The following is a 23,202-nucleotide window of genomic DNA, read 5'->3' as shown; positions in this document are numbered from 1 at the left end:
GCGGGAAATGTCAGTAGTGAGACGGTTAAGCGTTACATTGAAAATCAGAAGACCAGATAGTTTGGTCATCTCCGTACCTCCGATGACCCGCCTTATATCCCACACCTAAAAGGATGTGGGTTTTACGGCGTTTCTATAAAGGCTTTAGACGGTGATGAAGGTCCTGGCGCTGAAACCGTAACCGGTGATGAAGGTCCTGGCGTTGAAACCGTAACCACCTCAGATATATTTGATCGGATTCAGGTAGGCGATCATTTGCAATCAATCAAGGACTCTACCTGTATTTGCATCAAGAAAACGCTCAATCCAAAACAAATTACAGTCAGGTGGGGCGGGGGGTCTGTAACCGAATTGGATGATGTTTGTATTGAAATCATGCGATTCCAAATCAAAACTTGCCTAAAACCTGGGCTGCGTGTACGTTATCAACATTGGCATGGACGTTTGAGTTCCAAGCTAAAAAATAATAAATGGTACGTCAACTGGGAGGGATTTCCCAACAAAGGATTACGCCAAAAATATGGGGAACCACCGACAAAGGCGATCGCACCCCAGGACTTTGAGGTAGTCGAATGACTCGCCGCCCAAAGGGAACCGTAGCAGTAGAGTCTGTGCAGGGACGGCTGCGGTTACGGCTCCCCCGCTCTTGCCCCATACGGTATCTATCTTTAAACCTTGCCGACACCGTTCGCAACCGAAAAATAGCATCAGCCAAAGCAGGGCAAATAGAGTCAGACATTGTATTTGAGCGGCTTGACGTCACTCTCAGCAAATACAAAAATCCATTACAGCTCCCCCAAAACAAAATTCCATTACTAGGAATCTGGGATGCATACGTTGAGACAAGGACAGTTAGCCAGACCACTAGAAACACCGACTTTAAGCGGGTACGTGATCGATTAACTACCCACCCTACCACTTTGGATAAAGCGGTGATTTTTAAACACTGGCTAGCTAAAAACTACAAGCCGGGAAGTGTGCGGCGAATCTTAAGCCAACTTCGATCGGCGTGTGAGTGGGCAGTGGAAGAAGGCTTAATCGAATCCAATCCGTTTAAGCAGCTTCCCAAGACCCAAACCACCGGATCTGCGCCAGACCCATTCACCCGAATGGAACAGTACATTATCATCAAAGGCTTTGAGGCAGACCGTTACTACAGCTATTACACGGATTTTGTACGGTTCCTTTTTTGGACTGGGTGCAGGACAAGCGAGGCGATCGCGCTTCAGTGGCGACACGTTGATCAGGAATTGAAATTTATCACGTTTGAAGAGGCGCTGGTCAACGGGGTCAGGAAGGATACCAAGACTCATAAACCCCGCCGATTCCCGATCAACACCGCTATCCGAAACTTATTGGAGAGCATCCAACCCGACCAACCCGACCCCACCCGATTAATTTTTCAGTCCAAGCACGGACTGGCAATCGACTCCCACAACTTTTTAAATCGGGCATGGCGATCGGTGTTGGGGGGATTACCTATCAGATACCGAAAACAGTATTGCACCAGGGCGACCTTTATCACTCTTTGCCTTGAAGAGTGCGTTCCAGTGGCACAGGTTGCCGCTTGGGTGGGAAATTCGCCTAAGACTATCTGGCAGCATTACGCCGGAATTGTCAGTGCGATCGCAGTGCCAGAACCATGAATACATGAATAATACAGCGGATAACGATAACGTACAAAATCGTTTGGCGATCGCGGGACGATTTTGTACAAAATCACAACAGGCGGAAAAACCTCTCTTCTTCATTGGAAGCTCTCCCAGTATGGCGGCTAAAATCATCGCCCCCGATTATCCGGCTGCGGGTGTGATGGTTAGCGCCAATGCCCTGCGATCACGTAAATCCGATTTTGCCGTGGGCAATTGGATTTTGGATAGTGGGGCTTTCACTGAAGTAGCACGGCACGGTGCATATCGGTCAGGGTCTCAATCTTATTACGAGCAAATTTGCCGATGGGCGGCTTGCGGTAACTTGCTAGCAGCGGTAGCCCAAGATTGGATGTGCGAACCGTTCGTACTTCAACGAACTGGGTTGTCCGTAAGTAAGCATCGAGAACTAACCATCAATCGATATGATGATTTACTTGACCTTAACCCCCCTGTGCGAATTATGCCAGTGATTCAGGGATACCAATCAAGTGAATATCTTCAACACTTAGTTGATTACGGCGACCGATTAACGCCAGGGGCTTGGGTGGGAGTTGGTAGCGTGTGCCGCCGTAACGGAAAGCCTGACGAAATTGCAAATATCCTCAGAACCATCAAGCTGGTTCGACCCGATCTAAAATTACACGGGTTTGGATTGAAGGCGACGGCGTTAGAGTCTCCTGAAGTGCGATCGCTTCTTTTCTCTTGTGATTCTATGGCATGGTCGTACTCACTTCGGTTTTCCGGTGTTGATGATTCCGTACAAAATCGTTCCCAGGTCGATATGGCGCATAAATATCAGGTTGGGGTGGCGGATAGAATAGCAGGGGCTTACCATCGCCCAATACCGAGAACTGCTGGAGCTGGAAACGGGCAGGGTCGGAAATCAAAATGGAACAGTGGGAAAACGATCGCCATTCGAGTGCCGGAAAAATTTGCCCCGAAACTGCTCGATCTAGCTAGGCGGTGGGATACAGAGCCTGACCCAGAGGACAAATAATATCCAAACCATATCCATTTTGACTCAAAACCCCTAAAAACTTCCCTCTAGCCACAATTAGTATATAAATACCAAAAAGCGCTACACTCTCGCCGCGTAGCGCTTTTTGGTGTGGTATATTGATGCCAGGAGGCGGACTTGAACCGCCGACACGGGGATTTTCAGTCCCCTGCTCTACCGACTGAGCTATCCCGGCTTGTTATCCTTGCGCCTTAACTAAGGTAGCAAACTTAACCAGGTGTTGGCAAGCCTGATCAGGAATAAATGTGATTTAGCCTATCAATTGAATCTTGCCATTAGCTGATTATAGACCAATCGATTACAATTCAACAACTAGATTTGAAATTTATTCGAGTGTCATTTCAGCTACGCTTTTACCACAGTTTAGCTTAATTGTCAAGGCATACAAGGGTTAGCTAATGCCCGTCAAACGCCGATTATAGGTATTCATGAAATTGGTAAAAATCTGATTGAGTTGTCCTGTACAGCAATCGGTTTGGGTGAGAACCTTGGGAGAATTGGCAAAAGGTGAAAAAAGCTTGCCGATCGCACCGTGATTCAGGGTGGGGAAGCGGATGGCAATCTTCTGGTTACTCACGTTTAACACTTGGAACCAAGTGGTTAAGCTGGGTGGGAGTTGAGTACTCAGGCGTAGGGATAAGCTGGGAGTGGAAAGCGATTGGGCGTAGGCGGGTGTCAAGAAGGGTTTATAACGTTGAGCTTCGGGGGTTAGCTGTTTAATGAAGGCTAAACTCACCCCTCGAAACAGCCGACGTAGGGGTTCGGCTTCTTGATCAGTGAGTTCTTTGACCAAAGTACTGCTGGTTACAGCTTCATTGAGACTAGCGCGATCGGTGACACTTAGGTGAGTTCCCCCTAATGCCACCAGCAGATACTTGAGTCCGCTTAACTGATCAAAAGCCCGAAGTTGGTGTTCCAGAGAGGGAGTAATCGCGTCATCGGTTCCCGTTAACAGCAACGTGGGAATTTTTATCTCCTCTAGACCCGTGCTACCAAATAAATGTCCCGTGACGGCGTTGAGAGCCATCACCTGAACCACCCGCCGATCGCGTAACTGCACATTGTCTTCCTGTAAGTCTGTGGCAGAACATTGAAACCAGTCAGCAGGTGAGCGTTCTAGAGGACTACGCTTTTGACAAAACTCTCGCAATTCCTCTAGGTCAAGTTGTCCTCCGGCTAAGGCTAAAGCGGTGTAGCCGCCTAGGGAATGACCAATAACTGTAACTTGTTCCGTATTCAATTTGCCCCGCAATGATCCGTAGCCTCGATTAATTCGCGCCAACCGATCTAAGACAAAGCTGACATCCTGAGGACGGTCGATAAACTCCGATGCGGGTAACACCTCTCCAATGTTACTCCTGAGAGAAACGCCACTGAGCCAGCTAAAATTACTGCCGGGATGTTCTATTGCCACAACGGTTAAACCATTAGACGCGAGATGACGTGCTAGGTAGGTTAAAAATTTGCGGTCAGACCCAAAGCCGTGGGAAAGAACGACCAAAGGTCCTGAAGTATTGCCCACCCAGTAAACATCCACGGGAATAGCCCGATCGCGATCGCGATCCCGTAACCTCAGGGTACGTTCCCGGACATATTGATAACCTGTCACTGTTGGATCAAAATCAGCCGTAAAAGTTGGCGTATCCGCTACCGTGAGTTCCTGTTCCAGGATCGGATTAACCACTTGAGATTGTAAGTAAGGCAGATTCATTTGCAGTACGATCGCGATCGCGGATGAGGCATTGATCGTGACCGTCTCTTCTGGGTAAGCTCTTAAAAAACTTAGCACCGACAATCCATTCGCTTGGCGTGCCGCTAAAAATAGAGCCGCTTTTAACTGATCAAGACTGCTATCCGGGAGTACTTTACCAATTTGATCCAGTAAGCGGGCGCCATCGGTGGACAGTAGCAAATCATTGATAAATTTCTCAGCCAGATTGGGGTCGAGTTGCAGGCGTCTGTTGAGTACCTGCTGGACTTGGGGGGTGAGTAAGGAACGGTAGGGTGTGAGAGTCGGCGGTAATTGACCCGTCTGTGCCCATTCTTCTAGATCCGCGATTTCCACCGATTGCTGAAACGGACCTAATTGCAGGGTAACTCGTTCCGCCGCATTCAGGGGAGTGGCGATTCCCCAAGAAATGGCGACGCCGAATAAAAAAATGTGGTGTTTAACTTTCTGGATTAGCCCTCTGGACTTCACTCCTTTTCTCGGTTGAGTACACCGAGAGTCTTTGCTATCAAACCGATTAACTTGAAACGTCATGATGTAATGATTTGACTGGGGTGGATGGAGGATAAAGACTTTCAAATAAAGCGACCCAACACCGTATAGATAAGTTTCCCTGACATTGTTCCTACTACCGCGAAAAAATACTTATGCTTTTCCTATATATATAAGACATCTAGTCAGGGATGAGAATTGAGAGATAATAATCAAGTGTATGCTTGCGGAAACTTTCTCCTCGTGTGCAAACCTCTCGTCCTCATGGATCATGATGGCGGTGTCGATGATTACTTGGCAACCGTCTTGCTGATGACAATGGATCACATCCAACCTTTGGGTATCGTTGTCACCCCAGCTGATTGCTATATTCAACCCGCCGTTAGCGCCACGCGCAAAATTTTAGACCTAATCGGATGTTCTCATATCCCCGTTGCCGAGAGTACGGTACGCGGGATTAATCCCTTTCCTCCCCTTTACCGTCGGGATGCGTTTATTGTGGATCATCTGCCGATTCTTAACCAGAATGACGCCATCCAAACCCCCCTGCTAAAGGAAACGGGTCAAGAGTTTATCGTGCGATCGCTGCGAACGGCTGACCAACCCGTTACCCTAATGGTGACAGGACCTCTCACCACTGTCGCCACCGCCCTCAACCTCGCCCCGGATAGTGCCGCGAAGATTAAGCAAATCGTCTGGATGGGGGGTGCGATTCACGTTGCTGGTAATGTGGAAAAAAGTCTAGAACCCGGACAAGACGGTTCAGCCGAATGGAACGCCTACTGGGACCCCCTCGCCGTACATCAGATTTGGCAAACTCAGATTCCTATTGTCCTTTGTCCCCTTGACCTCACCAATACTGTCCCCGTTACCTCGGAGTTTGTTTACAAATTGGGGAAACAGCGTCGCTATCCCATTTCAGATTTTGCGGGTCAATGTTACGCCTTAGTGATTCCCCAAGACTATTATTTCTGGGACGTTCTCGCCACCACCTATCTCGCCCATCCGGAGTTCTTTACCTGGCAAGAGTTGGAAACCTCGGTAATTCCTCAGGGTTCCAGTCAAGGTCGTATCCAGGTTGAGGCGGGAGGAAAACGGATTCGGGTTCTGGATACCGTCGATAAGACAGAATACTACTCCTATCTCTTACATCAGTGGGCAAGGTAACATATAAAGTGTGATTTAAGTCACTTTACTCACGCTCAGCCGAGTTGTCTGAGAATCATGCCTCCCCCCACCCTATCAACCGTTAACCCTTTCCTGGAAGGCGATTGAGGGGTTATCCCCTGCCAGTCTCACCCTTTGGGTGAAAACTAAATGAGAATGGTTCATTTCTTTTAATAATTGTGATCATCCTGTATTATAAATGATAAAAACAGCAAAAATATGACAGAAGCGATTTTTGAGCAGAGTCGTTACAGCAATACTCGCCCCCTGCTTGTCTGGGAGAAGGACTCAGACGCAGACTCTGCTCTTTTAGAGTTTCCACATAACATCCGACTTTTTTTAACGCTGAGAGAACGCTGAGAGGATAAATAATCAGTGCTGATTGACACTCACCTGACTACAGGTGAGACAAATTGGTTTTTTGTATCCTCTCCATTGAAGGGAAATTAGAGTGTAACGGGATTTTTACCATGACCTATTCTATCGCATCCACAGAACGTTACGTGTCCCAGCCGAGACCGCGTCAGCGTTCTACTGGTGGCAAACCACCCAACTCGTCAAAGTCCGACTCGTCAACATCCAACGTTCATTCCTTGGCGGTGCTTTGGGCGAGGAAATACTATACGGCTGTTACCAATCAAGACCAAGATGAGTCAGCCTCCAGTTTAGCGGCGGCGGATCTCAAGCAAACTGCCTCACTCGAAGCCAGAAAAAGCACGGCAGAGAAAATGATGCAAAAGCTCAACTTTGCCAGCGCCCAAGCGTGGTCATTGACCGAAACCCTGTTATCTGAGGAAATTCGTCGTCATGGTATTAATCCTGAATTAGTCAATCCCTTAGAAATTGCGGCTGATACCCGTTATCTGTTTCAAAAGACAGCAAATGCTTATGCTCAACGTGCAACACCCCGACGTTTATCGGTGATTGTCGGCAAAGATTTTGGTCAAGTGCGCCAAAAATATACGAGTGTTGACCGCCGTGCGATCGGGTTTGTCAGTATGCAGTTCCACTACACGGGTCAAAAGATACTGGATTGGCTCTCACCAGCGGAACAAAAACTGTGGCTTCCCTATTTAAAGGTAATGGATGACCACATGTATATGCCCCTACAAGCGGCGTATGATGCGGCTGCCAACCATCCCTACAATTCTCCGGCGCTATTAGCGGTGCAGAATTTGTTACCCATCAGTACGAAACTGGCTATTTCCGTTTGCCAACAAGTTTGCCGTCAGAATCCCAACTACGAAACCTACAGCGGTTCGTTGATGAGCAAAACCGTGAGAATTGCCAGTATCCGCGACGTGGAAATGTTTCAGGTTTATTTGTGTCTGTGTGTTTTAGAAGATGACATTCGGGCGGTGCAGCGAGAACTGTTTCCTTTATGCGTCATGCTTTATCCGCGTCTGCATGTCGGCTGGCGTTTAGTGCAGGATATGCTTAAAGCGATTGGTTGGGAAATGTACAATCGTCTATCTCCCGAAAATATGGCAACCTTTTTACCCTATCTGCGGACATTAACGGAGATGTTCTCCTGTGACGTGTTTCAAGAGCCAGAATAGTGTTGTATAGACATAACCTTGTAGAGACGTTGCATGCAACGTCTCTACAGTCTGGAAAAGAAGGGTTCTAGAATTTTATCGTTAAATCTGCGTTTAAAACTGCGCTTGCGTGAAGAGAAGCGAGTACGACGAATGACGAATGACGAATGACGAATGACAAATGACGAATGACGAATGACGAATGACAAACCATAAAGCAACAGCAACTCTCAAAACTAGCTTGCTTGAATGATTTCCTGTTTAAGTTAATTCTATCTGGAGTTGCACTAAAAATTTAGTTTTGAGTGCTTAATCTCCCTAGTTTACAATTTTAGGAAATCTCAGCAATTTGTTGAGCGTTGCTGTTACTTGTCAATGAGGAAATAGAGATGAAATTTATCAGTCGGCTTTATACCTCCTAATTTTATTTTGTCAGTTCAACTTCTGTCATTAGTAAGCCTTTCGGCTTCAATTTCTAATGTAATCACCTTTACGGGAAAGCACAAGTAAATGACATAGAAGTTTACGTTTCGATGATTAAAGGCTGTCGTTTATATTACAAATAATTTACGAATAGGGTTCTAAGCGCCAGATTTCCGTAATTCTACGGTAGCGATCGCATTTCTCCATCTGGCTTAATTTGAATATCAGTAGAAATACGGAGTCTGAGACAGGGTGTCATGGTGAGATTCAGGCAAAGTCAATCACGTCGGGGAATCCGTTTAGCCGCAGGAGTGGCGATCGCATGGGTTGTATCCTATTGGATAAATCCTACCTTTGCCCAAGTTATTCCTGATTCTACTCTAGGGGGGGAAGGCTCTGTGGTGACGCCGGATGTGATCATTGAGGGACTTCCGGCGGATCAGATTGATGGAGGGGCGATTCGAGGTGCGAATCTGTTCCACAGTTTCTCTGAGTTTAATGTGGGGGAGGGACAACGGGTTTATTTCGCTAATCCGACGGGAATTGACACGATTTTCAGCCGGGTGACGGGTACGGATGTTTCGGATATTTTGGGAACCTTGGGGGTTAATGGTAGGGCAAATTTGTTTCTGATGAATCCGAATGGGATTGTTTTTGGCGAAAATGCCCAGTTGGATGTTCAGGGGGCGTTTGTGGCGTCTACAGCAGAGGCGTGGGTGTTTAAGAATGGCACAGAATTTAGTGCAACGAATCCCCAAACACCGCCATTACTGACGATTAACCTGACGCCGGGATTGCAATATGGGTCAAATTATCAAGGTGCGATCGCAAGTTCTGGTAGTTTAACTGTAGGAGGGGATTTGATTCTCGCGGGTCGAACTCTCAACCTCCAGAATCAGGTACAAGCTGGGGGGGATTTGACTCTATTGGCGACGGATACGCTGAAGGTGCGGGATAGCGTAGCGAGTCCGTTTATTGCTTCAGCCATGGGTCAATTGTTGGTGCAGGGGAATCAAGCGATCGATATTTTTGCCTTGAATCATCCCGATAGTGGGTTATTTTCCGGTGGGGATATGGTATTTCGTTCTGGCAATACGGTTAGTGCGGATGCTCACTTCTGGAGTGGTGGAAATTTTCGGATTGAACAATTAGATAGTAGTTTAGGGAATTTGTCAAGTCCTTATGACCCAGTAATTCGGGCTAGTGGGGATGTGAGTTTCAATAGTTACACAGGTCCCTCTTTACATATTTTGGCTGGGGGGAGTGTCACGATTTCCGGGGATGTTGCTATAGAAGGTGTCGAGGCAAATGCTGATGCGATTAATGGGGATATTATCGTCTTATCAGATGGGACAGAAATCACGATTAATGGCTCGATAAGACCCACTTTAGATATCCGTGCGGGTACGACTAATTTTGGCACACCTGATGCTGCACCCATTGATAATTTTAATCCTTTTGGCGAATTCGATCCAGCACCGACGATTGACGCTGTAGGTACAGGAACGAGTGCGGATATTAGAATTGATGGTTTTATCGATATTCAGGCGGCGGATGGATTGGTGCTTTTAACCAATCAGTATCGCCCCAATCTTTCCTTGTCGGGGGGAGTGATTACTGTGCCAGGAATTTTTACCGATGATTTTGAACGTAGGTTTGTGGGAAATAGTGGCTCTATTTTTATTGACTCCAGAGGTGATATAGAAATGGGTCAGATTGATACCAGCAGCTTTTCCGGAAATGGCGGTGAAATCAGGATTATTTCTGACCAAAATATTACCTTTACAGACAATGTTGATTCTTCGGTTCGACCTGATGATGGCTTGGGATTTGGTGTCGGTGGCAATATTACCGTGACGGCTCAAGAAGAAATCGTTCTCCCTAGTGTAAATATCTCAATTATTAGCGCAACTCAAGGTCAAGGTAAGGGCGGTGATATTGAGATTAATACTAGGTCACTTTCCCTCGTAAATGGAGCTGGAATCTTTACGGTTACTCAACGTGAGGGAGAGGATTCAGGTCAAGGGGGTAATCTGACAATTAATGCCAGCGAATCTGTGGAATTAATTGGTGTAGGTATACCCCCAGGTGGCAATCAGCCGAGGAATACCAGTTTACAAGCCAGGACTTTGGGGGATGGTGATGCTGGAGATTTGACAGTAAACACGAGACAGTTGATTCTGCGAGATGGTGGGATACTATCAACAACTAATTGTGGAAGCGGAGCAGTTAGTCGGTGTGGCACAGCGCAGTCAGGAACATTGAGAGTTAATGCGTCTGAATTTATAGAATTGTCTGGTACACCAGATGTAGATGATGGTGTACTTTTAACCAGTGGTTTATTCAGTACGAGTGTGCTTGATGGGGATGGCGGAGATGTTTTTATTGAAACCGGGCGATTGATTATCCGGGATGGGGCGCAGATTGCTGCGGCTGCTGAGAAAACCAGTAGTGGTGCGGGTGGAAATATAACAGTAAATGCCTCTGATTTAGTAGAATTAAGTGGCACAAGACCTAATGGAAGATCAGGCGGTTTATATACGTTTGCTCTTAGTTCTGGAGATGCGGGAAATCTGACGGTTAATACAGGGCGATTCATTGTTCGGGATGGCGCATCTGTGGCAAGTAGTACGGATAGTACAGGGAATGCCGGAGATTTGGAAATAAATGCGTCTGAGTCTATGGAAGTCATTAATGCAGAAGTTCGTGCTACAACTACTTTGCCCGCTGATGATGCGGGTGATGCTGGCAATTTTTTGATTAATACAAATCAATTAATCGTGCGGGATGACGGATTAGTTTCAGCTAGCACTTCGAGTTCCGGTGATGCTGGCAATTTTTTGATTAATACAAACCAATTAATTGTGCGGGATGGGGCATCAGTTGCAAGTAGTACGGATAGTACCGGGAATGCTGGAGATTTGGAAATAAATGCGTCTGAGTCTATGGAAGTCATTAATGCAGAGGTTCGTGCTATAACGACTTTGAATGCTGAGAATGCGGGTGATGCTGGCAATTTTTTGATTAATACAAACCAATTAATCGTGCGCGATGACGGATTAGTTTCAGCTAGCACTTTGGGTCCAGGTGATGCTGGCACATTAGATATTAATACGAATCGATTAGTGGTTCGAGATGGGGCGAGAGTTTCTGCAGATACCTCTAGCACTGGTGAAGCGGGGAAACTGAATGTGACGGCGACTGAATCTGTTGAGGTTATTGGTACATCGGCTGATGGTCAAAGGGCTAGTAGCTTATTATTTGATTCGTCGGCTTCTGGAACCGGGGGAAATGCGGGAGAATTAACGATTGATACGAGTCGGTTAATTGTCCAAGATGGAGGATTGGTTTCCGCGACAACGGCGAATACTGGTGAAGCGGGAAAATTAACTGTAAATGCGTCTGAATCAGTAGAAGTTGTTGGTACGTCACCGAATGGTCAAACCCCTAGCCTTTTAGTCTTTGATTCCTCGGGTTCCGGTAATGCGGGAGAGTTAACGATAGATACTGGACGATTAGTTATCCAAGGCGGTGGACAAATATCTGCGACAACCTTTGACTCCGGAGAAGGCGGAATTATAGAGGTTGACGCTTCAGAATCCGTAGACGTTAACGATTCAGGAAGTGGTTTATTTTTTGATTCTCGAAGTTTGGCGAATGCCAGAGGAATTACCCTGAATACGGGTCGTTTAACCGTGGAAAATGGGGGACAATTAACCGTGAGTGGGAGTGGTTCTGGCACGTCGGGTGATTTGGAGATTACGGCTGATTCTATCTTTTTAACCAATCAAGGACGCCTACGGGCAACGACAACTGCTAGTCAAGGGGGTAATATTCGTTTAGATGTGACCGATTCTATTATTATGCGCTTCAATAGTGAAATTGCGGCGGAAGCGTTTGGTACGGCAAATGGCGGTAATATTACGATTAATGCTGGGGGAATTATTTGGGCAATTCTCTCGGAAAATAGTGATGTGGTGGCTAATGCCTTTGCGGGTCAAGGTGGAACCATTTCGGCGACGGCTTTACTAATTGAAGGATTTCGCCAATTTGAAGAACGCCGTACTCCAGAGAGTGACTTTATCGCTAGTTCTGAATTAGGGATTGATGGGACAGTAGAAACGAATACGGAAACTCGCCCTCAACTCGAACCTTTACCCCAGTTACAACCTGTAGACCCAATTGAACCAAGATGTCAAGTCGGTCAACGGCGTGGAACCAGTGAATTTATTATTTCGGGACGCGGAGGTTTACCACCCAATCCAATAAATAATGCCAGTTATCATCAGGGTTGGGTTGATTTCCGTGATCCGATAAGTTCGACAGAAAATCGGGTTAATTCTGGAGGAGATAATTCGCAAATGGAGACGAAATCAACTCAGATTATTGAGGCGCAAGGATGGATTATTAAGGAAAATGGAGAGGTTGAATTGGTGGCGAGAGTCCCGAATCCGACGCTGTATAGTTCCTGGCAAACTCCGATTTGTCCTGTACCGAATGACGCGATTGTCCCGTAGGGGCGCACCGACGTGCGCCCTGCACCGACGTGTCGGAAAGATAAACGTAGGACTTACGCAAAGGATCTATCTGTAGGGTGTGTTAGCGTAGCGTAACGCACCTTTGCAACTTAGGACTTAAGCACGATAATATCAAGGGCACGATAATATCGTGCCCCTACAGGTAGCTTGAAGGGTTAACTTCTTTCTCTTTCCCCATCGCAATTCCACTTTTATTGGTGGTAAGCTGTATCTTGGTCTGTCGCTATTGGGGGGAAAGCGTGACGATGAACTGGCGCTAAAGCGCAACTACGAGCGCAATTACGAGCGCAACTACGAACAAGGGTGAATGATTCTTATTATAAATTATGACTAAATTCCCATTTTTATGGCGTCATCTGAAATTATTCTTTAAATATGGGGTTATCGCTGTCTGTTTTACTCTATTGATTGGCTTGGGTCAAACTTATCTGACTCGTCAATCGGCACTGAGTACCGAACCCCCGCTAATTATTAGCCAAACTCCTATTGTTGATATCAATGGGTTAGTTCAACAAGGTCAAGGTTATTATCAAAATGGACAATTTACAGAGGCGGTAAGTCTCTGGGAAGAAGCCGTATCCCAATTGGCTGATGAAGGAAATCAACTTCAACAAGCGCGAGTCTTGGGTTATCTGGCTTTGGCTTTTCAAGAATTGGGAAAATGGCAGGAGGCGAAAGACGCGATCGCACTCAGTTTTAACCAACTCCAATCTCTTCCTGATTCGCCGGATAAATCTTTGATTTTGGCTCAAGTTCTTAATAATCAAGGACATTTACAACTCTCTCTGGGTAATGCGGCTGATGCTCTAAAAACTTGGGAAAAGGTACATCGCCTCTACACCCGCTTAGGGGATGAAACTGGAAGCACTGGTAGCTTGATTAATCAAGCCCAAGCGTTGCAAAGTTTAGGACAACTTCGGGAGGCATTTAAAACGTTAACTCTGGCAACTATGCGTTTACAACGCCAACCGGATTCTTTGCTTAAATTTACGGCTTGGTCTCGTTTGGGAGAATTGGTGCGGGTTGTGGGTAATTCTAATCCGTCTGATCCAAATTGGTTGTCTTTAAAAGAATCTTTCCAGTTCAATACGTTAACTAACTTAGAGCAATCTAAATACTTATTAGACAAAAGTTTGACTCTGGCGCAAAGCTTGGACAATACAGACGCGATGGCTGAAGCGTATTTCCAATTGGGAAACTGGGCGAAGGATACTTATCATCACCAGCGCAGTTTATACGAACGAACTCGCCCCTCTCTCCAGAAGATTCAACCTGTTCTGGATGCTGTGGCTCAAGCTGGTGATTATTATCAACAGGCAATAACTCTATCTAATTCGCCCCTAATTCCGCTCCAATCTCAGCTAAGTCACCTGAGTGTTTTATTCAATACCCAATACTGGTTACTTAAGCAGCGGCACTGGTCAAATGCTCAAACATGGTGGCAGGAAAAACTTGTACCGCAACTGCCGAATTTAACCCAAATTCAAGCCAAGATCAGCACATTACCCACTAATCACACCGCTATTGATTGCCAAATTCAGTTTGCTCAACTTCTGGTTACTTTAAACCAAATTCAGCAAACGGTTAGCCAAAACCAGGTACAGGTTCCCACAATTTATCGTCACAGCATTTGGACAAGATTGGATGGTTTATTAACCACAACTTTTGACAAAAATCAACAGATTATTCAACAATCTCACGATTTAGAGGATCGGCGCAGCGAAGCTTATGCGACGGGGATTAGTGGTAAACTTTATGAATCGAATCAGAACCTGGAAAATGCTCAAGAGTTAACCCATCAAGCCATTCAAATTAGCCAATCCATTCAGGCGTGGGATATTGCCTATCAATGGCAATGGCAACTGGGGCGCTTGCGGAAAGCCCAGGGAAATATTGAAGGAGAATCGGGCGCGATACGTTCTGAAAGAACACGCTCCGCGATCGCAGCCTATCAAGCGGCGGTGAATACACTCAATACGATTCGCCAAGATTTAGCCACCTTTAACCCCGATGTTCGTTTTTCCTTTCGAGATGAAATTGAGCCGATTTATCGAGAATTGATTGATTTACTTTTGCGAGAAGAAACCCCGTCACCGCAAAATTTAATCCAAGCCAGAGAGGTTTTAGCCCAACTGCAATTAGCCGAATTAGAGAACTACTTACAAGAAGCCTGTGCGTCATCAACCCCTGCTTTAATTGACCAAATTGTAGATAAACACGCCCCGAATACGGCGGTTATTTATACGATTCTTTTAGATGATCGATTATAGGTTATTCTTAAACTACCCCAGCCACCAGAAAGTATTGACGTTACCGACCACTGACAGAAATGTAGTGACGCGCCATGGCGCGTCTCTACACCATGGCGATCGAAAATTAATCCCAGTCATTCTAAATCTGGAACCCAGCCAACCTTACAGCACCATCGCGTCAAGCTTTCCCCCCGTCAGGTGGAAGAAATAGTTGATCAACTCCGCACTCAACTCACTAATCCTCAACGTACTTCTCGCTATACTCAAGCGATTCAAAATACCTCTCAACCGATCTATAATTGGTTAGTTGCTCCCTTTGAATCTCAGCTTAAGGCGAATGGGATAAATACCTTAGTATTTGTCCTCGATGGCGCCTTACAAACCGTTCCTATGGGAGTGCTTTGGGATGGGAATCATTATATGATTGAAAAATATGCGATCGCACTGAATCGAGAACCTCAGTTACTCGCCCCTGTACCCCTCTCCCAGCAGCCCTTACAGACGCTGGCGTTTGGACTATCTCAGGTACGCTCCGATTTCGCCCCTCATCAAAGCTTTTCACCCCTCACCAATGTTGAAATCGAACTATCACAAATTCCCTCAGATGTAAAGCTACTCAATCAGGCATTTACCAGTCAAGCTCTGCAAACTCAAATCAACGCCCGCCCCTTTTCCATTGTTCACTTTGCCACCCACGGACAATTTAGTTCTAATCCCAATGAAACCTTTATTTTGGCATGGGATAAACGGATTAAGGTGAATGAATTGAGTCACTATCTCAAAAGTCGCGAGGAAAGTTTACCTGATCCGATTGAACTGTTAGTGTTGAGTGCTTGTCAAACCGCCAATGGGGATACTCGGGCGACATTAGGGCTAGCGGGAATCGCGGTTCGTGCTGGGGCGCGGAGTACAATTGCGACGTTATGGGAAGTGAATGATAAATCAACGACTGATTTTATTCGGTTACTCTATCAACAGTTAACCAATTCCACGGAACCGATGAGCAAAGCGGAAGCGATACAGCGGGTTCAGAAGGTGTTTTTAAACAATGCCAATTATCAGCATCCTTATTATTGGGCGCCCTTTGTGTTAATTGGAAATTGGCTCTCGTTGTTTCCAGGATAAATTTATCCCTAAAACAGGGCGCGATAGTATCGTGCCCCTAATCCAATTAATAATCTTTACTCTTTGGTAGGGGCATGGCATTGCCATGCCCTATAATCACTATTGCCTATTACCTATTCTCTAGCACGTAGCGCTATAAGAGAACAAAATGATATAATTGTGCTACATTTTGCATTTTAACTTTGAATAGCAGGTAGCCCAATATGCAACTCGAAGACTATTTCAATATTCTCGCTCCCAATGATATTCGGCTTAAGGGTTCGCGGATTGGAATTGAGACAATTTTGTATGAGTACATTTATCGCGCTCGTACTCCAGAAGGAATTGCCAAAATTTATATCACTCTTTCTTTAGAACAAGTTTATGCCACAATCCTTTATTATCTGCATCATCAAGAAAAAATTAGTAACTATATGGAAGATTGGTTAGAGTGGGGGCAAAAAATGCGGCACGAACAACGACGTAATCCATCACCTGTCGTGAGCAAGCTCATGCAATTAAAGGCGGAAAGCGAGGCAATTTAAACCTGACAATACTCATCACTTCCCTAAAGTTCTACTCTCCTAGTTATTTATATTAGAATTATGTTTTTTGAATGCAGAGGTACGCAGAGAGAGTTTGTAGTTATTGTGTAGGGGCGGGTTTCACGATTATCTTTTCGGTTGCACCCAGATGTAACTAAACCCGCCCAGACGCGCCATGGCTATACAATAGTTTTAAGACTTCCCGTGAAAAGTCAGAACAGCTACTGTTTTTCTAGGGTGCAGCAGGGTATAATTGGTGTTTTCGTAAGTTGTTCCCAACCGATAGATTCTAGTAAGTTTGCCCAGGCTGTCTCGGTTTCTTGGGGGTTTTGGCGGTGCAGGTTGGCTAATTCGGTGACGGTATCAAACCATAAACCGTTTTGAGCATAAATGACTACTTTTTCTGGGGAAGTATTACCATTTAACGGCGTCTCAACCTGTACCCGTTTAATCCAGCCATCGACAAAAAAATTAGGCGCTGATGCTTGAGTCTGGCAATAGAGTTTCAATGACCAATAATACCATTTACCGGGTTCTAGTGGGGGTTCATTGGTGGGAATGGCTAGGTTAATAATTCCGGGAGTTTGGGGTAGATTGAATTGAAAGTTGGCTTGATAATCGGCTTCATTTTCGATGCTAAATTGGGCGACTTGAGCTGAGGTGGCTGTGGCTGGAAGATAAAACCAAAATGTCGGATGTTGACTCTGGGTTAATCCCCAAACATGAGTTTCTGATAAGCTGATTCCGGTTTTTTCAATGGCGGGGACAATGGCGACTAATTGATTATCGGTTTCGGCGGGTTGGGCGTCACAGGGTCCACGGGTTCCTGAATCCGATTGTTGTCCCGGTGTGTCTTTATCCGGTGGGGGTGGCGGTTGGTTGAAGATGAGGGCGTCGAGGGGCGATCGCTGGGCGATGATCAGAAGGGGTATGATGGTGAGGCTGAATAGTTTGTTTGTCATTTGTTGTTTGTCCTTTTTATTTGTTTTTTGTTATACTTGTGTCGTCACGATTTGAGGCTGGTAAAGGGCTAAAGCCCTTACTACAAACATTACTACAAACAATTAAGGCGATCGCGGATGGGATTAGGGGTATCCAATAGCCGTGAATTAATAGAATTAAACTTAGTCCTGATAATAGAATTAATGCTGTGCCTATGGCGAGGATTTGGTAGGGGCGTTTTGGGATTAACTGAATCAATAGTCCGCCAATTAAGGAGCATCCCCCAATCCACAATATCTCACTCCAGAAATGCCCAGGTTGAATTAAGGGACGTTGATCGAGTACCGCGCTGAGAATCTGACTCACCCCATGCGCCTGAATTTCTAATCCTCGCATTTCTCCGTAAGGGGTATGGAAGCTATCTTTGATACTGGTGGCGGTAACTCCAATTAATATTACCCGATTTTTGACCCATTGGGGATTAATTTTACCTTGGAGAACCTCGGTTAATGTCACGGATTGGGCGATGGGTTGAACCGCACGGTAATTAAGGAGGATTTGTTGACCTCTGGGATCATACCGTTGATATCCGCCAGCACGGGGTTTTAAATCGGCAAAAATAGTATCTCCAAGCTGCAAGTTGCCGTTTTTGGCGGTAAAGGTGGGTACTATAGTCTCGGCGGCTAAATAGCGAAAGGCGAGTTGAACGTTAAGGGCGTAGGGGGTGGGACAAGGTGAGGTTGAAGGGACTTTTTGATATAATAGCTGGCGGCGTAATAGACCGGTTTCTGTGTTTTGGCTGTCCACTAATACATTGCTAAAGCCGAGAGTTTGCCAGGGAAGATTGAGGAAAGAAGCGGTTCCTTGATCGCTTTCACTGCTAACCTTACAGATATGAATCACCCGATTGCTTTGGTGCAGATAGGTGGGTAAATCCAGGGAAGATTCTCGCTGTGCATTGCGATAATGAATCGGGTTATCTCGATAGATATCTAAGCCGATTACTCGCGGTTGCATTGATTCTAGTTTCTGCAATAATTTGACTAGCACGTCATCGGATAACGGATAGCGGTAGTTGTTGATATCGGCTTCGGTTATTTTCACCAGTAATAGGCGCGAGTCTAAGGCTTCGGTTGGGCGCAACCGGATTAATCCATCCAAGGCTTGCAATTCTAACCCTTGCAATAAACCGAGCGATCGCACTCCAATCACCGCAACGCTGACAACCCCACTGATGGCGGGAATTGTCCAAGCGGGGGTCTTGACAGAATGCTTATTTTGTGCTGGAAGTTGGGCGTTGACCCATTGGCGATTAAAGATTGATTTGTAGATGGGGTTATGAACTCTGAGTTTACCCTGACGCTGAACCACTAATCCTGAGAGGAGTAATTCTTGTTGGGTGTGACTCTCATCGGCGGGGATTTCGCCTCTGTGTAAGATTTGCTGATAGAGGTGGAGTAATGGTGTTGCACCATGATGACTGAGGAGGATGCGATCGCGTATAGTTCTTAGATGTTCGGGATGATCCGTGAATTCCCAGTTTAGCAGAATCTGCGATCGCACGATTTGTGTCACGAATTCCCGTTCATTGTTGTCGCGATGGATTTTACCCGTAAGGCTTCTCGATAAAACCCTTAACGGAACGAAACCCACCCTACTGAGAGTTTTCCCTATAAAATTATCGCAGTAATCGATAACTCGATTCACCCTACTCTTGTTGATAATTGGGTCTAACTGAGACTCACAGGACAGTTGCACCAACTGACACAATTTTTGGGTGAGAAAGGGTTGACCCGCTGTCCAATATAATATCGCTTCCAGCACCTTTCGCGGATGCTTAACCCTTCCGGCAAACCCTTGAGCTAAAACCAATGCTTCATCCAGTTTAAATCCCTGTAATTCAATCGCTTTACCAATATTAAACGGTGTTTTGGTTTTATCTTGGATTAAATCCGATGGGCTGGCGACTCCTAACAATGCAAAGGTTAAACGCTGATAGCGTTGCTTCGTATCTCGTCCATTATAGTAGGATCGAATTAAGGCAAAGAAATCATCGGTGGGAAAGGATAAATTTAGGGTACTGTCGATTTCATCAATAAAAATGACTAAGTTTTGAGGGATAATATCTAGGACAACCGCTTCAATAAATTCTCCCAACCGCTGTACAGGTGCTAAGGAGTCATGTTCATCCCACCACAGTTTCCATTTGACGCGATTCGCCAGTCGTAATTCACTGACTAAACGATAAGCAATTCCCTTATACCATTGTTGTTCGTTCGCCTGACGCCCAATCCGAGTTAAATCAACTACCGCACAGACAATTCCTTCGGCTTCGAGGCGTTTTTGGGTGTGTACTCGTAAGCTTGATTTACCCATTTGTCGGGAATTGAGGATATAGCAGAATTCGCCAGCTTTTAATCCTTCGTAGAGTTCTTTATCTGCTGAACGCCTCACATAACTTGTCGCATTTGGGGGTAAGCTTCCGCCTACATGATAGTCATTTGTCATTTGTCATTTGTCATTCGTCATTCGTCATTCGTCATTCTCGTTCCCAGATATACCGTAGGGTGGGCATTGCCCACCAGACTTAAGTCAATGACATTCCTCTTAAGGGAATGCTATTGGGGAGGCTACGCCTCCCGTCAAAGGCTAAAGCCATTACTACGAACTACGAAACCTCCCCAAAATTCGCCAAGCGAGAACCAAAATAGTCACGATAAAGCTCACATCGCATCATTACCTGATTTCCAGTTAAATTCACCAGCCCAAGACTTTCAAGCTGATAAGCAAGTTTGGAGGGTAATTTCACGCTATGGTTGGCTTCAATCACCTTTTTCAGCGCCGGAATCAAGGCTGGATTGTCCTGCAATTCGCGCCAAATCTTTCGTAAATAACTCCCATAAATCCCTGATTCCGTCGCCGCTTCATTCAATAGCTGAGTTAAGGTCATTGTCCCCAAGGTTTGTAGCCAAATCAACGCTTGTTTGATTAAACCCGGATGTCCTCCCACCCGATTCATTAATAAATTCACATCAGCCTGACTTAATCCCTGTCCATGCTTTTGAGCTAACTCAGTCACCTGTTCGGCTGTAAATTCGGGTAGGGAAATCGTTATTCCCACATTAAACGGTGAGTGATTGATATCCAGCGGAATATAAGCTTCGGTCGAATGAGACACAATTAATCGAAGTTTTTGCCAATTATCAATAATTTTACTATCTTCATGCCATGCCCGCAGCATTCCAAAGAAATCTTGTGCAATAGGCAAATGCGAGAAAAGGCGATCAACTGTATCCAAACCTAAAACGAGGGGGCAATCAATTTGTTCTAATAAATAGTCCTGAAAATAAGCCGAACAGTTATCATTACTACTGAGATCCACATCCCAATAGTCCTGGAGTTGCAGCGGTTTTTGTAGCTGACGACTGACACTGACACACAACCAACGCAAAAATTGATCGAGATCTTGCACTACCGATTCTTCCGGTTGGCACAAGTTTAAATAGACTTTGTGATAGCCTTGTTGTTGAACGGCATTCAAAACCCTTGCCATTAACTCTGTCTTCCCCATTTGTCGGGGTGCTTTAATCCGGAGCAACGCACCCGGTTTAAAAAGACTTTGATAGCATAGCGATTCAAACGGGGGACGTTCAACATAAGGAGAATTGGCGATTGGATAGGGATGACTTCCCGCCGTTTTGTTCATCCATAGAGTGCTATTCCCTTGACAGAGAATATACCCCTTTTTTAACCAATCTCTGACTATCTTAAATTTTCCCTTTTTATCGGTACTTAGCCGAGGACAACTGGTGACTAAATGAGTATACACTCCCTTTCCCAGTCGCCGTTGCAGCGTCACTTCACTAATATTTAAATCCTGTGCGACTTGGATATCAGAACGGGGTAAATTCCGCTCATTAAACCGAACTAAGAAAGCTTGTCGCTCATCTTCTTCAAACAAATCATGAGCATCAGCGACTCGTTTTAGAAATGCATCCCACAACATATAGCAAATTTCCTGTAATAACCTGTAGGGGCAAGTTTAGCCTATAAATCGAGGATACCACCGATAACTTCTTCACAAAACCCGCCCTGACTCAAAACGGTGATACCTTTTGATACCTTTTGATACTTTTCGATACCTTTTGATACTTTCTGCAAATTTCCGTGCTATAGGTTAGCGGGAAAATTGATAGGTTGCGGGGGGTTAAGGTGAGTCAGTCTGTTCTTTAATAAGGATAGTCAGAACATCCACGAATTGGATCTAGGCAAGCCTAATCACGCCGGATTTCCCATTTTCCAAGGACAAAGGCAAAATGACATAAGACGAACCTGAGTTTGTATCAGTTTATAAATAAAACGCACCCCTTTATACACGATGCAGTATTCTAGTCGTAGGGTGCGTTAGCAAAGCGTAACGCACCGCATCAGACTTGAGTTTTCAGGGAAGTAGCCGTGCTAAATTTAGTGCCTTAACTTAGCTGACAATGGTGACATCCTAGGACTAGGTTACAGAAAGCAGGCAACATCCAAGCTAACCCGATTTTGATTTCGTTCCAAGGGATTAACCGACTTACGTTGATAGGCTAAAGCTCTGACTACAGCCACGCCATTAAAACCAACATAATTTAGGGCTAAAGCTCTGACTAAATACCAGTTTAAGGAGAAAATCATGTCTAATCGTAACACACCCTTAATTGGCACAAAACTGATTAGTTTAACCGCTGCATTTGGCTTAATTTTTATCACAGGAGAAGCCGCCAAAGCTGCCACATTACGAGCGTTAAATGAAGGCTCTACTATCAATGTCTTTGAAGAATGTCTCAACGATGGCGGCGTAATTGATATCGACAAAAAACCCAGACCAAAACCTAGTGATGACGCCCCTTGGGATCATAGTCCAGATTCCCCCAATGATGGCGTTGATGGCAATATCATTGGGGGCGAAGAGAATCGCTATGAACTCTACGGGATGTCTGTCAAGGAAACAGTTGATAGCATTTTGGTTGTCCTCAATGGCAATATGCCTTTAACTGGTGTGGATGGAACGGGTGCAGATGACGCTAATACGGGTTGGGGTGATTTATTCATCAACTTGACGAATCAAGACTTTACGACAGCTAGCGACGCGGGTGATTTATTTGCCGTTCGTTTTTCTCCCAACAGTGATTCCGGCGCACCCCAAGTGGGTTTATACGCCAATGTCACCGCCAAAAGTGTTACCGGAGAAAACAATGGTTTTGGCAGTATAGCAGCCTATAATAATGCTGTGGTTACCCGAGACTGTATTCCCGGTTTATGTGAACCCAGTTTCGGGGATTTACCCGCCACAACAACCTATTTTGACCAAGCCCAAAGTCTCAACTCTATTGCATCGGGAGAGTTTATTGCCGATATTATGTATCTGAGTGACTCTGATTTAATAACGGCGGGGTATGACTTAGATCAGTTTGATGGCAACCACAATATTGCCTTTAAGTTTGACAAATCCGGTATTTGTGAACGAGATTACTGTGAATCTGTACCTGAGCCAGGTACCGTCTTTGGGTTAGCCACCTTCGGCTTAATTTTTGCTAGTCAAATCCGCAAGCGTCGTCGGATGTAAAGTCAGGGATTCTTGAGCCTTAGTTTTTAGAGTATGTGGCACAACGAAGGGAAGTAAGTTAGTTGAGTAGGAGATAATGTAGGGGCGGGTTTCACTACATCCGTGTCAACTTAAGCCAAAACCCTTGTCAATTCTGGTTTACAGCTATTCAAGAGAAGCATAGCCTCAACCGAGACATTTCCTTACAGCACTTTCCG

The 23,202-nt window shown here is 45.4% G+C and carries 16 protein-coding genes and 1 tRNA gene; 9 read left to right on the top strand and 8 right to left on the bottom strand.

Translation table 11 applies throughout. From position 1 onward, the window contains the following. Positions 1-478 precede the first annotated feature (478 nt). Complete coding sequence (locus tag RIG27_RS09885) at positions 479-739, bottom strand: hypothetical protein (RefSeq protein ID WP_446344698.1); 261 nt, start codon at positions 737-739, stop codon at positions 479-481. A 193-nt stretch (positions 740-932) separates the two neighbouring features. Between RIG27_RS09885 and RIG27_RS09880 the strand changes: the two genes are divergently transcribed. Next, positions 933-1,646 carry a tyrosine-type recombinase/integrase gene (locus tag RIG27_RS09880; RefSeq protein WP_446344696.1) on the top strand — a complete coding sequence of 238 codons (714 nt, stop codon included), beginning with the start codon at positions 933-935 and terminating at the stop codon, positions 1,644-1,646. 4 nt (positions 1,647-1,650) lie between these two features. Continuing rightward, positions 1,651-2,649: a deazapurine DNA modification protein DpdA family protein gene (locus RIG27_RS09875; protein ID WP_446344694.1), complete on the top strand. Its 999-nt coding sequence runs from the start codon at positions 1,651-1,653 to the stop codon at positions 2,647-2,649. Between the two features lie 123 nt (positions 2,650-2,772). Here the strand turns inward: RIG27_RS09875 and RIG27_RS09870 are convergent. Continuing rightward, positions 2,773-2,845: transfer RNA gene (locus RIG27_RS09870), tRNA-Phe, on the bottom strand. Positions 2,846-3,061: 216 nt separating this feature from the next. Beyond that, positions 3,062-4,933, bottom strand: coding sequence for an alpha/beta hydrolase (locus RIG27_RS09865; RefSeq protein ID WP_446344692.1), 1,872 nt, complete (start codon positions 4,931-4,933; stop codon positions 3,062-3,064). 201 nt (positions 4,934-5,134) lie between these two features. Between RIG27_RS09865 and RIG27_RS09860 the strand changes: the two genes are divergently transcribed. Both RIG27_RS09860 and RIG27_RS09855 read left to right on the top strand, forming a co-directional pair. Next, positions 5,135-6,058 carry a nucleoside hydrolase gene (locus RIG27_RS09860; protein ID WP_446344704.1) on the top strand — a complete coding sequence of 308 codons (924 nt, stop codon included), beginning with the start codon at positions 5,135-5,137 and terminating at the stop codon, positions 6,056-6,058. A 470-nt stretch (positions 6,059-6,528) separates the two neighbouring features. Beyond that, positions 6,529-7,617 (top strand): hypothetical protein, encoded by a 1,089-nt coding sequence (locus tag RIG27_RS09855; RefSeq protein ID WP_446344690.1) that lies wholly within the window; start codon positions 6,529-6,531, stop codon positions 7,615-7,617. 44 nt (positions 7,618-7,661) lie between these two features. Here the strand turns inward: RIG27_RS09855 and RIG27_RS09850 are convergent, their stop codons facing one another. Further along, the gene (locus RIG27_RS09850) at positions 7,662-7,817 is read right to left on the bottom strand and encodes a hypothetical protein (protein ID WP_446344688.1); all 156 of its coding nucleotides are present in this window, start codon (positions 7,815-7,817) and stop codon (positions 7,662-7,664) included. A 459-nt stretch (positions 7,818-8,276) separates the two neighbouring features. Between RIG27_RS09850 and RIG27_RS09845 the strand changes: the two genes are divergently transcribed. The 4 genes from RIG27_RS09845 (at position 8,277) to RIG27_RS09830 (ending at position 16,458) form a co-directional block, all read left to right on the top strand. Then, on the top strand, positions 8,277-12,536 hold the full coding sequence (locus tag RIG27_RS09845; RefSeq protein ID WP_446344686.1) for a two-partner secretion domain-containing protein: 4,260 nt from the start codon (positions 8,277-8,279) through the stop codon (positions 12,534-12,536). A gap of 347 nt (positions 12,537-12,883) precedes the next feature. Continuing rightward, a complete protein-coding gene (locus tag RIG27_RS09840; RefSeq protein ID WP_446344684.1) occupies positions 12,884-14,827 on the top strand; it encodes a tetratricopeptide repeat protein in 1,944 nt (647 codons plus the stop codon). A 180-nt stretch (positions 14,828-15,007) separates the two neighbouring features. Then, on the top strand, positions 15,008-15,934 hold the full coding sequence (locus tag RIG27_RS09835) for a CHAT domain-containing protein (protein WP_446344682.1): 927 nt from the start codon (positions 15,008-15,010) through the stop codon (positions 15,932-15,934). Positions 15,935-16,137: 203 nt separating this feature from the next. Then, the gene (locus RIG27_RS09830; protein ID WP_446344680.1) at positions 16,138-16,458 is read left to right on the top strand and encodes a DUF433 domain-containing protein; all 321 of its coding nucleotides are present in this window, start codon (positions 16,138-16,140) and stop codon (positions 16,456-16,458) included. 221 nt (positions 16,459-16,679) lie between these two features. On the opposite strand, the gene RIG27_RS09825 is transcribed toward RIG27_RS09830, so the two are convergent. From RIG27_RS09825 to RIG27_RS09810, 4 genes are all read right to left on the bottom strand, one after another. Further along, positions 16,680-17,420 carry a DUF928 domain-containing protein gene (locus RIG27_RS09825; protein ID WP_446344678.1) on the bottom strand — a complete coding sequence of 247 codons (741 nt, stop codon included), beginning with the start codon at positions 17,418-17,420 and terminating at the stop codon, positions 16,680-16,682. A gap of 16 nt (positions 17,421-17,436) precedes the next feature. Then, complete coding sequence (locus RIG27_RS09820; protein ID WP_446344676.1) at positions 17,437-19,908, bottom strand: CHASE2 domain-containing protein; 2,472 nt, start codon at positions 19,906-19,908, stop codon at positions 17,437-17,439. A gap of 160 nt (positions 19,909-20,068) precedes the next feature. Continuing rightward, a complete protein-coding gene (locus RIG27_RS09815; RefSeq protein ID WP_446344674.1) occupies positions 20,069-21,406 on the bottom strand; it encodes an AAA-like domain-containing protein in 1,338 nt (445 codons plus the stop codon). A 503-nt stretch (positions 21,407-21,909) separates the two neighbouring features. Further along, positions 21,910-22,074 carry a hypothetical protein gene (locus RIG27_RS09810; protein ID WP_446344672.1) on the bottom strand — a complete coding sequence of 55 codons (165 nt, stop codon included), beginning with the start codon at positions 22,072-22,074 and terminating at the stop codon, positions 21,910-21,912. Here RIG27_RS09810 and RIG27_RS09805 point away from each other — a divergent pair. After that, positions 22,073-23,005 (top strand): PEP-CTERM sorting domain-containing protein, encoded by a 933-nt coding sequence (locus tag RIG27_RS09805; protein ID WP_446344670.1) that lies wholly within the window; start codon positions 22,073-22,075, stop codon positions 23,003-23,005. The genes RIG27_RS09810 and RIG27_RS09805 overlap by 2 nt on opposite strands. The last annotated feature ends 197 nt before the right edge of the window (positions 23,006-23,202 follow it).

The organism is Coleofasciculus sp. F4-SAH-05, assembly GCF_040222985.1.
GTDB classification, from domain to species: Bacteria; Cyanobacteriota; Cyanobacteriia; order Cyanobacteriales; family Coleofasciculaceae; genus Coleofasciculus; species Coleofasciculus chthonoplastes.
The sequence above is the reverse complement of the archived record's forward strand: the minus strand, read 5'-3'. Positions and strand labels throughout refer to the sequence as shown.